The organism is Acidovorax sp. GW835-FHT14G06, from assembly GCF_058793595.1.
Window position 1 is genome coordinate 52,415 of the sequence record NZ_JBXAGA010000015.1, and the last position, 13,272, is coordinate 65,686.

The following is a 13,272-nucleotide window of genomic DNA, read 5'->3' on the forward strand; positions in this document are numbered from 1 at the left end:
TGAAACTCCTGTGAAATTCAAAAAATGGGGACGAGGTATCTGGGATACGCGGTGGATGAAACTGTGGATTCAAAAAATTGAATCAACCGCCTTCAGCAGGGCCCACGCGGCCAGTGCGCATGGCTTGTGCGGCAGCTTCGGCACGCACAGCGGCACGGTCGGCCGTGGACTTGTAGGTCACCACACGGGAACCAGCGGGCTCTTGGCTGCGCATTTGTACAGCGGTGGCGGCTTCGGCGATCACTTCGGCGCGGGTGCGGCTGGTTTCGAATTGGGTGGCGAACTGCGAAGCGTCGGCTTCGTCGGCCTGGGCACCAAAAGAAGCGAAAGCGGCAACAGCAGCGATAGAGAGGAAACGTGCGGTGTTGTTCATGATGGAAATCCTTGAAGTTAAAAAAGCGTCTCAAAAAACCGGGTGAAGATCAAAAACGACTCGCTTCGCACCGGGTTCGGTGAGTCGCCTTGCGGGTTCGGCTCATCGATGGGATGAACTGTACGCCGGTGCTGTTCAGAGAAAAACCACTGAGTCGCGAACTAACTGTTCCAGTATTGGAAACAATCTTCCGGGCCGTCTGCCGTATCTGCCCGCCTTCGGAACCCTGGCGGTTGGTCTGGGAAACCGCTGGACGCTGGCAGGCGCCAGATGCTGGAGATGGTTGCGTGGTCGGTGCGGTGAACATGGGCTCGATCGTGCCGGGCCAGGCCGGGGGCGTCGTCTCGCCGCGGTTTCGCTTCTTTTCAGTTTGTTTCGCGCGAGGCGGTATGCAACGGCGCAGAAACATCCGTTGCATTCGCCGTGCAACAGGATGATCAAAAAGCGCTGCATATGGGGCTTGCGTGGGTTGCGCGCGCGGGGCTTATGGGCTGAAATCTCTTTGTGCCCGTTTCCGTTTTCACGAGGGAGGTTTCCATGACCGCAGTCGCCAAGATTCTTCAGTCCAAACCCGACGCTACCGTCCAAACCATCAGCCCCGCCGCTTCTGTGCTGGATGCCCTCCAGCTCATGGCCGACAAGGGCATTGGCGCGCTCATCGTGACCGAGGGCGCGTCCATTGTCGGCATCTTCACCGAGCGGGACTACGCCCGCAAAATCGCCCTCATGGGGCGCACTTCAGCCGTCACCCAGGTCAAGGATGTGATGACCTCGGCCGTGATGTTTGTGCGCCCTGATCAGACCAGCGAGCAGTGCATGCAGCTCATGAGCAACAACCGCCTGCGCCACCTGCCCGTGGTGGACGGTGGCAAGCTGGTGGGCATGATTTCCATCGGTGATCTGGTCAAGGACATCATTTCCGAGCAGAAATTCATCATTGAGCAGCTGGAGAACTACATCACCGGTAGTCACTAGGAGCAACCCCCTGAGGCGCTGCGCGCCTTCCCCCCTTCCCTTGAATGGCTGCGCCATTCTCGGGAAGGGGGGCGCACCTAGCGCTGCAGGGCTGCCCGTGCGGGGGTGCACTGGTCTGGAGTTGCGCGCGTGCGACGGACCTGCCATGGGGGCACAACGAAAAAGGGCTCTGACCCACCTGGTCAGAGCCTTTTTTTTCGGGCCGCCGGGTCGCCGCCGACCCGGCGGCTCAAGCGGCTTTTTCGACGTGGCCCTGGCGCGTGTAGAGGAAGTCGATCACTGCCTTGCGGTAGTGCACATACTGCGGGTCCTCGGCCAGCTCCACGCGCTTGCGGGGGCGGGGCAAGTCCACGGTCAGCACCTCGCCAATCGTGGCAGCAGGGCCATTGGTCATCATCACGATCTTGTCGGACAGCAGCACGGCCTCGTCCACGTCGTGGGTCACCATGACCACGGTGCTCTGGGTGCGCGCCACGATCTCCAGCAACTCGTCCTGCAGCTTGGCGCGGGTCAACGCGTCCAATGCGCCAAACGGCTCGTCCATCAGTAGCACCTGAGGTTCCATGCTCAAAGCACGCGCAATCCCTACGCGCTGCTTCATGCCGCCAGATATTTCGCCGGGCCGTTTTTGCCCGGCGGGCGTGAGGCCCACCAGGGCCAGCGCGGCGTCGGTGCGTGCCTTGAGCTGGGCCTTGGTTTCCTTGCCACCAAACACGCGCTCCACCGCCAGGTAGATGTTGTCAAAGCAGGTGAGCCAGGGCAGCAGCGAATGGTTCTGGAACACCACCGCACGCTCTGGTCCGGGGCCCTTGATCTCCTTGTTGGCGCACAGCAGCGCACCGTTGGTGGGCGTGGTCAGGCCTGCGATCAGGTTGAGCAGCGTGGACTTGCCACAGCCCGAGTGGCCGATGAGCGCCACGAACTCGCCCTTGGCAATCGTCAGGTGGATGTCGCGAAGCGCCGGGAACAGGCCCTTGGCCGTCTTGAAGGTCTGCTCGACGCCGTGGATCTCGATGAACTTGGTGCTCATGGAAGGGTGGGTGGATGGAGCTGTCGTGTTCATGCTTTCACCTCTTCAAACGTAAATGCGGTGGCCAGCTTGATGAGTGCAAACTCCAGCAGCAGCCCGACGATGCCGATCACGAAGATCGCGATGATGATGTTCTTGACGTTGAGGTTGTTCCACTCGTCCCACACCCAGAAGCCGATGCCCACGCCGCCGGTCAGCATCTCTGCCGCCACGATCACCAGCCACGCGGTGCCCACGGCCAGGCGCACGCCGGTCAGCATGTAGGGCAGCACGGCGGGGAACAGGATCTTGGTGGCGATCTTCCATTCGCTCAGGTTGAGCACGCGGGCCACGTTCATGTAGTCCTGCGGTACGCGCTGCACACCCACGGCGGTGTTGATGATCATGGGCCAGATGGAGCAGATGAAGATGGTCCAGATGGCCGCCGGGTTGGCGCCCTTGAAGACCAGCAGACCGATCGGCAGCCACGCCAGCGGCGACACGGGGCGCAGCAGGCTGATGAGCGGATTGAACATGCGCGACAGGAAGTTGAAGCGTCCGATCACAAACCCCGCGGGGATGCCCACCAGCGCCGCCATGCCGAAGCCGATGGCCACGCGCTGCAGGCTCATCAGCACGTTCCAGCCCACTCCCTGGTCGTTGGGGCCGTTGCGGTAGAAGGGGTTGCTGAACACCTCCAGCGCCTGCAGCCAGGTGTCCTTGGGGCTGGGGATGCTGCCGCCCGTGGTGGTGGAGACCACCGCCCACAGGCCGACGAGCAGGCCCAGGCCACACAGCGGCGGCAGCACGGCCAGCCAGAAGCTGCGCGAGAGGGCGGACCAGTCGCGGCCAGTGGCCACGCTGGTGGGCGCAGCGGGTGACTTGGGGGCAGATGTTGCAGCCTTTTGGCTTCTTGCGCTAGTGGATGTTGCGCTTGCAGCTACAGTATTCATAGCATTCTGTGCGGCCACGGGGGCTGCATCCAACGGGGAGTGAAAGACGGCACTGACCATGGTTTTCTCCTGTGCAGGGCTTGCTTGCGGGGTGGCCGGGAGGGCGCTGGGGCAGGGCTGCCGTCAGGCCTTGATCTTGAAGCCGTCGGCGTACTTGGCGGGGTCCTTGCCATCCCACACCACGCCGTCGATGAACTTGCTGGTGCGCAGCACATCCTTGGGTACATTGATCTTCATGGCGCTGGCCACCGACTTGTACAGGTCCACCTGGTTGACCTCCTTGGCCACGGCCAGGTAGTCGGGGTGGGTCTTGAGCAGGCCCCAGCGCTTGTGCTGGGTGAGGAACCACATGCCGTCCGAGAGGTAGGGGAAGTTCACCGCGCCATCGTTGAAGAACTTCATGTGGTTGGGGTCGTCCCAGGTCTTGCCCAGACCATTCTGGTAGCGGCCCAGGATGCGCTGGTTGATGGCATCCACGCCCGTGTTCACATACGCCTTGCCGGCCACGGTTTCGGCCATCTTCATCTTGTTGGACAGGCTGGCGTCGATCCACTGGCTGGCTTCGAGCACGGCCATCATCACGGCGCGCGTAGTGTTGGGGTACTTCTTGACGAACTCGGCCGTGGTGCCCAGCACCTTTTCGGGGTGGTCCTTCCAGATGTCCTGCGTGGTGTTGGCCGTGATGCCGATGCCATCCATGATGGCGCGGTGGTTCCAGGGCTCGCCCACACAAAAGCCGTCCATGTTGCCCACGCGCATGTTGGCCACCATCTGCGGCGGGGGCACGGTGATGAGCTTGGCACCCGACAGCGGGTTGATGCCCGCCGCTGCCAGCCAGTAGTGCATCCACATCGCGTGGGTGCCGGTGGGGAAGGTGCCCGCAAATGTGTATTCACGCTTCTCGCTGGCCATGAGCTTGGCCAGGGACGGGCCATCCACCGCGCCCTTGTCGGCCAGGGCTTTGGAGAGCGTGATGGCCTGGCCGTTGTTGTTCAGGTTCATCAGCACGGCCATGTCCTTCTTGGGGCCGGCGGTGCCCAGGTGCACTCCGTAGACCAGGCCGTACAGTACGTGGGCAAAGTCCAGTTCACCGTTCACCAGCTTGTCACGCACGCCGGCCCAGCTGGCTTCCTTGTTGGGGACGATGGTCACGCCGTATTTCTTGTCAAAGCCCAGCACCGACGCCATGACCACGCTGGCGCAGTCGGTCAGCGGGATGAAGCCAATCTTGACTTCCTTCTTCTCGGGGGCGTCTGAGCCCGCTGCGTGGACGAGTGCGCGCAGCGCGGGGCTCACACCCACAGCGCCCACGGTGGCGGCCTGCAGCACGGTGCGGCGGTTGAGGCTGGTTTTCAACAGATCGGTCATGGGGCATCCCTGGTGGCGTGAAAAACAAAAAGGCGTCCTCACACCGCGCCTGGCTGCATCAAAGCAATGCCGGGAGCGGGTGGGGACGCCTTTGTCCTGGGTGGAGCCTGGAACGGGTCCGGGGCTCCTTGCCAGCACCGGCCCGCCGTTGGGTCAGTGCTGTCAGTGGTCAGACCTGCATTGGTCTTGCACTGTGCAATGCAAAGCGCGTGCCAGCGCGCGCTGCGCCATATTGGAGCGTTGGTTGCTATGGAATGAATAGCTGTCTGCGCTTGATCAATAAGCGCTAGAAGCTTGCGGGGCTTGCAGTAGGAATGGTATTCGTGTGAGGATGGTGATCGCACCGCCTTTGTGCGACGCACCATTTGGAGAGGGACTGTAGCCTTGGGCGCGGCCTAGGCGAGTGATGGCAAGCCAAGGTCCGCCCCGCAGTGCATCGGGGAGCCCCTCGCCCCTTCCCGAATCGCGTAGCGATTCGAGAGAAGGGGGAAGCGGCGCAGCCGCTCAGGGGGGATTCGCTGCCCCTACCCCAGCAGATCCATCACGTCCAGCATGCGCTGGGCCACGTCCACGAGCTTCAGGCCCTTGTCCATGGCCGTCTTGCGCAGCTTTTCATAGGCGGCCTGTTCGGTCAGGCCCTGGCGCTGCATGAGCAGGCCCTTGGCGCGGTCGATGGTCTTGCGGTCGCGCAGTTCGGTCTTGGCGTCTGCCAGCTCGGCGCGCAGGGCTTGTTCGTGTTGGAAGCGGGCCATGGCCACGTCCAGAATGGGGCGGATGCGCTGCGGTGCCAAACCCGCCACGATGTAGGCAGACACACCGGCCGCCACCGCGTCCTTCACGTGCGAGGTGTCTTCATCGTTGGTGAACATCACGATGGGGCGGCGCTCGTCGCGTGTGGCCATCACCACGTGCTCCAGCGCGTCGCGGGCCTCGCTCTCGGCGTCCACGATGATCAGGTCGGGCTGCAGCTGGGCAATGCGCTCGCTCAGAAACACGTCGGCGGGCAGCGTGGCCACCAGGTTGAAGTTGTTCTCCAGCAGCCCGATGCGCAGCGCCCGCGACCGTTCCGCCTGCTCGACGGCGTGTTCGTCGTCAGGGTCGGCGACTGCCAGGTCCGGGGCAACCACCACGATGCGCAAAGCCTCATTCATAGCGGTGAGCATAAGCAATTTTTACGCCACAAATTGGTGCGCCGAGGTGGTGCACGGCCGCGGAAGGCCGCTGCGATGGGACTTCACTCAAGGGGAACCCTGCCCCAGGCCCGCCACGCCTCGGGGCCCTGGCCCCCCTTGCGGGGCCTGAAAGTTGCTAATACTGACACTGTGGAAGGGCATACCCGGTAGCTCACCCTGCGGGGCGTCGCATATACATCTGGTCACACAGACACACTGAAATGGAGTTTTTTGCATGAACAAGCACATGAACCGGCGCCGCTTCTCGGCCAGCCTGGCCTTGACCGCAGTGGCGACTGCTGCACTCCTGACCGGATGCGGCAAGGTGCCGGACACCATCAAAATTGGTGTTGCACAGCCTTTGAGCGGCCCGCTGGGCGCCTTGGGGCAGGATCTGCTCAATGGCGTGAAGCTGGCGGTGGAGGAACTCAACAAGTCCGGCTACACCGTGGACGGCAAGCGCGTGACCTTGGAGGTCGTGTCCGTGGATGACAAGGCCGACGCCACCACCGGCAAGGCGGTCGCCCAGCAGCTGGTGGATGCGGGCGTGGTAGCCGTGGTGGGCCACCTCAACTCGGGCGTGAGCATTGAGACCGCCCCCATCTACGCCGCCAAGGACATTCCACAAATCGCCATCTCCACCAATCCCAAGTTCACGCAGCTCGGGTTCCCCACCACGTTCCGCATGGTGGCCAACGACACCTTGCAGGCGCGCGCCATCGGCTCCTTTGCGGCCACGCAGCTGGGCGCCAACCGCTACGCCGCGCTGGACGACGGTACCCCTTACGGCAAGGGCCTGGCCGATGGCGCTGCCGAACAGCTCAAGGCCGAGAAAAAGGAAGTGGTGGTGCGCAAGTCGTTCGACGACAAGACCGTGGCCTTCGACGAGCTGGCCGGTGAACTCAAGGCCGCCAACGTGGAGGTGATTGTTTCTACCCTCAACGACTTCCAGGCCCTGGCGCTGCTCGAAGCGCTCAAGAAGGTAGACCACACCAAGGTCAGCCTGCTGGGTGGCGACACCATCAAGACCACCGACATGACCAAGGGCGCAGGCATCGTGCAGGGGCTGTACGCCACCTCGCCAGTGCTGGAAGCCAAGGAGTTCACCACCGGCAAGCCCTTCCTGGAAAAGTACATCGCCGCCTTCAAGAAGCCTCCTGCCTATGGCGGCCACTACAGCTACGACAGCACGTATGTGCTCTCAGCAGCCATCCAGAAAGCCAAGTCCGCCGACCCCAAGGAAATCACCAAGGCCCTGCACAGCATCAACGGCTATGCCCCGGTGATTGGCACCATGACCTGGGATGAGAAGGGCGAGCAGCGCTACGGTGCCGTGGGTGTGTACGAGCTACGCAGCGGCAACTGGGAGTTGCGCATGCGGTCGGACCGCTGGTAGGTTGGCTCTTGGTGGTGCGTGAGCCATATGTACGGCGGCTCACCGCCTAACCAGTGGTAGGTGACTGCACTGTGGCACTCACATAGGAAACTCTCTCTGCCACTTGTATGCTGGCTGTATGTTGATCTGTATCTTGGCGAAGGCCTTGGGCTAGACTGTTTTGAAATTCTCGAAACGTCGTTCAGTGCGTTCCACTATCGAGGTTCCCGTATGGTTTGCGCGGGCTGCGAAGTGGGGTGCCAAAGGAAGCCTATGTCCTCTATCCAAGTCACTGTTCCCCCTGTCCTCCAGACGGCTGGCTTGCCGCAGCCTGTGGATTTCTGCAAGCCTCCCCACGAACCGCCTTCAAATGTCGGCCTGGTGCACGCTAGTGAGATAGTGTTCATTGGCGGAAATGTGGACGCGAGCGATCTGCTGGTGCACTCGTTACGGCATGACGTGGAGTGGGTATTGCTTGACCCTACCCGTGACGGATTGGCCCAGATGGTGGGCCACTTGGCGGGCCGAACTGGCATGTTGGAAGCAGTGCATGTAGTCACTCACGGTCGTCCGGGGATGCTTGATCTGGGGTCTTGCGCATTGACGATCCGTGAACTTGAGAGCCGGAGCGATGACTTGCTGCGGCTTGGAAGCGCACTGACCCCAAATGGAAGTGTGCTGTTGTATGGGTGTGCTGTGGGGCAGGGAGAGATTGGGGCGACTTATGTTCAACGTTGGTCCGAGCTCACCCGGTGTCCTGTAGGGGCGTCCAGCCATCCGGTAGGTGCAACTGCTCGGGGTGGTTCATGGGAGCTCGACGTTCGTAGCAGCGCTCAAGTCGCAGACATTGGTTTTCGGCACGCAGCCCTGTTGGCGTATCCCGGATTGTTGGCGGTCGCGGATGAAAATTTCGATAGCGTCGGCCTGCTAATCCAGACCGACTCGGCCACCTTCACGGTTGGGCCCAACTGGACGTTCACGTCGAACGGAGTCTCAGGCTTTGCGACCGCCAGTGCGTCGGATCAGGCGTCGAATCTCAACCTCGACGGGGGAGCGAGTGATCGTGCACTGCTTCTGAACTTTGATGGCAGCGCGGTCACCGACTTTTCGTTCAAGTCTGGCGGTACGAACTTCGATCTGAACTCCTTCATGCTGGGATCGTTGATCGGTGGCAGCGACACGCTGACCATCACCGGGTGGCGTGACGGCGTGCAAGTCGTCAGCGCCGAGAGTGTCGACCTCGCGTCAAGCGACAGCGCGGGCAACATCACCTACACCCAGGTTGGTTCCACGGGGGGCGGTAACTACGGCCTGCTGACTTTTGGATCAGCGTTCGACAATATCGACGAGCTTCGCATGTCGTTCAGCTTCATCTCTTCGCCAGAGTTGGACGACATCGACATCTCGCCTGCCGTCGCTGCCCCCACCGCCACCGTGGTGGTGGCGGACAACGCACTGCGGGTCGGCGAGACCTCCGCGGTGACCTTCACGTTCAGCGAGGCGGTGACCGGGTTCACCAACGCCGACCTGACCGTCCCGAACGGCACACTCGGCAGCGTCAGCTCCAGCGACGGCGGCGTCACCTGGACGGCCACCTACACCCCTACAGCGGGTGTCACCGACACGACCAACGTGATCAACGTGGACATGACCGGCGTGACCAGCGTGGCCACGTCGAACGCCGGCATCGGGTCCACCAACTCCAACAACTTCACCATCGACACGCAGCGGCCCACGGCCACGATCTCGCTGAACGACACCGCGCTGCGCGTCGGCGAAACCGCCACCGCCACCTTCACGTTCAGCGAGGCGGTAACCGGCTTCACCAACGCCGACCTGACCATCGCCAACGGCACCCTGGGCAGCGTCAGCTCCAGCAACGGCGGCACCACCTGGACGGCCACGTTCACTCCCAGCAATGGCGTCACCGCCGCGAGCAACGTCATCACGCTGGACAACACCGGCGTGACCGATGCCGCTGGCAATGCCGGCAGCGGCACCACGGACTCAGGCAACTATGCGATCGACACGGTGCGGCCCACGCTGGCGTCCAGCATCACCATCAGCGACACGGCCTTGCGCATCGGCGATACGGCGACCGTCACCTTCACCTTCACCGAGGCGATCACTGGCTTCACCATCGCCGACCTGAGCGCACCGAACGCGGTGCTGTCCAGCCTGAGCAGCAGCGACGGCGGCATCACCTGGACGGCCACGCTGACTCCCAGTGCCAGCACCACGGACTCCAGCAACGTCATCACGCTGGACTACACCGGCATCACCGACCTTTCAGGAAATACCGGCCTCAGCACCGCCACCAGCGGCAACTACGCAGTGGACACAGTGCGGCCCACCTTGGCCTCGGCCATCACCATCAGCGACACGGCCTTGCGCATCGGCGATACGGCGACCGTCACCTTCACCTTCACCGAGGCGGTGACCGGTTTCACCATCGCCGACCTGAACGCCCCGAATGCCTCGCTCTCCAGCCTGAGCAGCAGCGACGGCGGCATCACCTGGACGGCCACGCTGACGCCTAGCGTCAGCACCACTGCGGCGAGCAACGTGATCACGCTGGACTACACAGGCATCACCGACTCTGCTGGCAACACCGGCACCAGCACCGCCACCAGCGGCAACTACGCAGTGGACACGGTGCGGCCCACCTTGGCCTCGGCCATCACCATCAGCGACACGGCCTTGCGCATCGGCGATGCGGCGACCGTCACCTTCACCTTCACCGAGGCGATCACTGGCTTCACCACCGCCGACCTGAATGCCCCCAATGCCGCGCTGTCCAACCTGACCACCGGCGATGGTGGCATCACCTGGACCGCCACGCTCACGCCCAGCGCCAGCACCACCGCGGCCAGCAATGTGATCACGCTGGACTACACCGGTATCGCGGATGGCGCCGGCAACGCTGGCACCGGCACCGCCAGCAGTGGCAACTACGCAGTCGACACGGAGCGCCCCGCCTTGGCAGCGGCCGTCACGATCAGTGACACGGACTTGCGCATCGGTGAAACCGCTACGGTCACCTTCGCATTCACCGAAGCCGTCACCGGCTTTACCAATGCCGACCTCACAGCGGCCAACGGCACACTCAGCGCAGTGTCCTCCAGCGACGGCGGCATCACCTGGACCGCCACACTCACCCCCACGGCCAGCGTCACCGACCCCTCCAACGTTATCACCCTGGACAACACCGGTATCACCGATTTGGCGGGTAACGCGGGCACGGGCACCACCGACTCCAACAACTACGCCGTCAACACTCAGGGCCCCACAGCCAGCATCGTGGTGACCGATACAGCGCTGGCTGCGGGCGAGACCTCGCTGGTGACCATCACTTTCAGCGAAGCTGTCACGGGGTTTGACAACGCCGACCTCACGGTCGCCAACGGCACGCTCAGCGCTGTGTCCTCCAGCGACGGAGGCATCACCTGGACCGCCACCCTCACTCCCACGACTGACATCACCGATGCGACCAACGTCGTCACACTGAACAACACTGGCGTGATCAATGCAGGAGGCAATGCCGGAACGGGAACTACGAACTCCGGCAACTACGCCATCGACACCCAGCGCCCCACCGCTACGGTGGTGGTGGCGGACGCCGCTCTGGCTGTCGGCGAGAGCTCCGGCGTCACCATCACCTTCAGCGAAGCCGTCACTGGTTTTACGAACGCCGACCTCACGGTCGCCAATGGCACGCTCGGTGCAGTGTCCTCCGGCGACGGCGGTATCACCTGGACCGCCACGCTCACGCCCACGGTCAGCATCACCGACCCCACGAACGTTGTCACCCTGGACAACACCGGCGTGGCCGACGGAGCAGGCAATGCAGGCACAGGCACCACAAACTCCAACAACTATGCGGTAGACACCCTGGCTCCCGTGTTGGCCACCGCCACCGTCAACGGCAACCAGCTGGTGCTGGCTTACACCGAGGCCGCCACGCTGGACGCGTCCCATGCGCCCGCCCCTACAGACTTTGCAGTGCTGGTCGGTGCTGCCGCCAACACCGTTACAGCTCTTGCGGTCAACGCAGTTGCCAAGACCATTACGCTCACCTTGACAACCGCTGTGGTGGCGGGCCAGGCGGTCACGGTGGCCTACACCGACCCCACCGCAGGCAATGATGCCAACGCCATTCAGGACGCCGCAGGCAACGATGCTGCCAGCTTCGCTGCCACTCCCGCTACCAACCTTACCCCAGCCATCCCCGACCCCGAGCCCACCCCTCCAACGCCTGTACCACCGACACCTCCCACCCCGGGCGTACCCGACAACGACGGCATCCCGCCCGCTGTTGAAGACCAGACCCCGGGCATCCCGGGCCCAGGGGGCAACATTACCCCCGGAGACGGCAATGGAGACGGCATCAAGGACAGCGAGCAGCCCTCGGTAGGCTCCATCGGCTTTGTGCTCAGCCCCACGGGCGAGAGCAACCCGGGCAGCGCCCCACCCACCTTCACCACCCTGGTGGCCAGCAGCCAGAACGGCAAGGTGGGCAGCGGTAACGACAACGCGCGCATCACCAGCCTGACGCAAAAGGACGCACCGCCAGACCTGCCTGCGGGCATGCAAATGCCCATCGGACTGGTGAGCTTCACGGTAGAGCTGGGGCAAGGCAAGACAGGAGAGAATTTCAGCCTGTACGTGGACCCGGCGCTGGGAGTGAACGGATACTGGAAAGAAAATGCCAGAGGCCAATGGGTGAACATCGCCAGCGAGCCTTATGGAGGCAAGATGGTGATGGAGGGCGGACGTTTGCGGCTGGACTTCCACATTGAAGATGGCGGGCAGTTTGATGCGGACGGCAAGGTGGACGGGATCATCACCGACCCCGGAGCGCCGGGGAACATGGCGCTGTCGATCATGGGGCTGGCGCCGGATATGCCGCATGGGTTCTGGTTCTGAGCGCCTACACTCCGTGCATGAGCTTGCTGATCCTGGGTATTGAATCTTCGTGCGACGAAACCGGCGTGGCACTGGTGCGCTCCACAGGCAATGCCGTGCCCACCCTGCTGGCGCACGCGCTGCACAGCCAGATTGAGATGCACCAGGCCTATGGCGGCGTGGTGCCCGAGTTGGCCAGCCGCGACCATATCCGGCGCGTACTGCCGCTGGCCACGCAGGTGCTGACCGAGTCCGGTCGATCGCTGGCCGATGTGGACGTGGTGGCCTACACGCGCGGCCCGGGCCTGGCCGGTGCGCTGCTGGTGGGGGCCGGTGTGGCCTGTGCATTGGGCGCCGCATTGGGCAAACCGGTGCTGGGCGTGCACCATCTGGAGGGGCACCTGCTGTCACCCTTCCTCAGCGCCGACCCGCCTGAATTCCCTTTTGTGGCCCTGTTGGTATCGGGCGGCCACACCCAGCTGATGCGTGTGGACGGCGTGGGCCGCTACGAGATCCTGGGTGAGACCATTGACGACGCGGCGGGCGAGGCGTTTGACAAGTCCGCCAAGCTCATGGGATTGGGTTACCCAGGTGGGCCAGCGCTCTCGCGCCTGGCCGAGCAGGGGGATGCCGCAGCCTTCAAGCTGCCGCGCCCGCTGTTGCACAGTGGCAACCTTGATTTCTCGTTTGCCGGGCTCAAGACGGCGGTGCTCACGCAGGCCAAGAAGCTGGGCGATGAGCTGGAGGCACGCAAGGCCGACCTGGCCGCCAGCACAGAGGCGGCGATTGTCGAAGTGCTGGTGAAGAAGACGCTGGCCGCACTCAAGCAGACCGGCCTGAAACGTGTGGTGGTAGCCGGTGGCGTAGGGGCCAACCGGCACCTGCGTGCGCAACTCAATGCGGCCTGCGCTGCGGCCAAGGTGCGCGTGCACTACCCTGAGCTGCACCTGTGCACCGACAACGGCGCCATGATTGCCATGGCGGCGGCCATGCGGCTGCAGGCTGGGCAGCAGCAGGCCAACACCGACTACGCCTTTGACGTGAAGCCGCGTTGGCCACTGGATGCCATCACCGTGTGATTTTGAAGAAAAGTGGCACCTGGCGCAGGTAAATCATGCGCTGGGTGCTATCTTTTTTGATGT

General features: G+C 63.3%; 9 protein-coding genes. 4 read left to right on the forward strand and 5 right to left on the reverse strand.

Annotated features, from left to right (window positions below; translation table 11 throughout):
- Window positions 1-82: 82 nt before the first annotated feature.
- Entirely contained in the window at window positions 83-373 is a 291-nt protein-coding gene (locus AC1Q64_RS22040) for a DUF4148 domain-containing protein (RefSeq protein ID WP_056058312.1), read from the reverse strand.
- A gap of 537 nt (window positions 374-910) precedes the next feature.
- Between AC1Q64_RS22040 and AC1Q64_RS22045 the strand changes: the two genes are divergently transcribed.
- On the forward strand, window positions 911-1,348 hold the full coding sequence (locus AC1Q64_RS22045; RefSeq protein WP_291437842.1) for a CBS domain-containing protein: 438 nt from the start codon (window positions 911-913) through the stop codon (window positions 1,346-1,348).
- A 229-nt stretch (window positions 1,349-1,577) separates the two neighbouring features.
- Here the strand turns inward: AC1Q64_RS22045 and AC1Q64_RS22050 are convergent, their stop codons facing one another.
- From AC1Q64_RS22050 to AC1Q64_RS22065, 4 genes are all read right to left on the reverse strand, one after another.
- Window positions 1,578-2,411, reverse strand: a complete 834-nt coding sequence (locus AC1Q64_RS22050) for an ABC transporter ATP-binding protein (RefSeq protein ID WP_291437841.1) — start codon at window positions 2,409-2,411, stop codon at window positions 1,578-1,580.
- Complete coding sequence (gene ntrB, locus AC1Q64_RS22055) at window positions 2,408-3,370, reverse strand: nitrate ABC transporter permease (protein WP_492252837.1); 963 nt, start codon at window positions 3,368-3,370, stop codon at window positions 2,408-2,410. The genes AC1Q64_RS22050 and ntrB overlap by 4 nt, the downstream gene beginning before the upstream one ends.
- A 63-nt stretch (window positions 3,371-3,433) precedes the next feature.
- The gene (locus AC1Q64_RS22060; RefSeq protein ID WP_492252838.1) at window positions 3,434-4,678 is read right to left on the reverse strand and encodes a CmpA/NrtA family ABC transporter substrate-binding protein; all 1,245 of its coding nucleotides are present in this window, start codon (window positions 4,676-4,678) and stop codon (window positions 3,434-3,436) included.
- 524 nt (window positions 4,679-5,202) lie between these two features.
- Window positions 5,203-5,829, reverse strand: coding sequence for an ANTAR domain-containing response regulator (locus AC1Q64_RS22065; RefSeq protein WP_015015144.1), 627 nt, complete (start codon window positions 5,827-5,829; stop codon window positions 5,203-5,205).
- 256 nt (window positions 5,830-6,085) lie between these two features.
- Here AC1Q64_RS22065 and AC1Q64_RS22070 point away from each other — a divergent pair, with 256 nt between their 5' ends.
- The 3 genes from AC1Q64_RS22070 (at window position 6,086) to tsaD (ending at window position 13,209) form a co-directional block, all read left to right on the forward strand.
- Entirely contained in the window at window positions 6,086-7,246 is a 1,161-nt protein-coding gene (locus tag AC1Q64_RS22070; protein WP_056743995.1) for a branched-chain amino acid ABC transporter substrate-binding protein, read from the forward strand.
- A gap of 252 nt (window positions 7,247-7,498) precedes the next feature.
- Entirely contained in the window at window positions 7,499-12,151 is a 4,653-nt protein-coding gene (locus AC1Q64_RS22075; protein ID WP_492252839.1) for an Ig-like domain-containing protein, read from the forward strand.
- A 17-nt stretch (window positions 12,152-12,168) separates the two neighbouring features.
- Window positions 12,169-13,209 (forward strand): tRNA (adenosine(37)-N6)-threonylcarbamoyltransferase complex transferase subunit TsaD, encoded by a 1,041-nt coding sequence (gene tsaD, locus AC1Q64_RS22080; protein WP_492252840.1) that lies wholly within the window; start codon window positions 12,169-12,171, stop codon window positions 13,207-13,209.
- Window positions 13,210-13,272 lie beyond the last annotated feature (63 nt).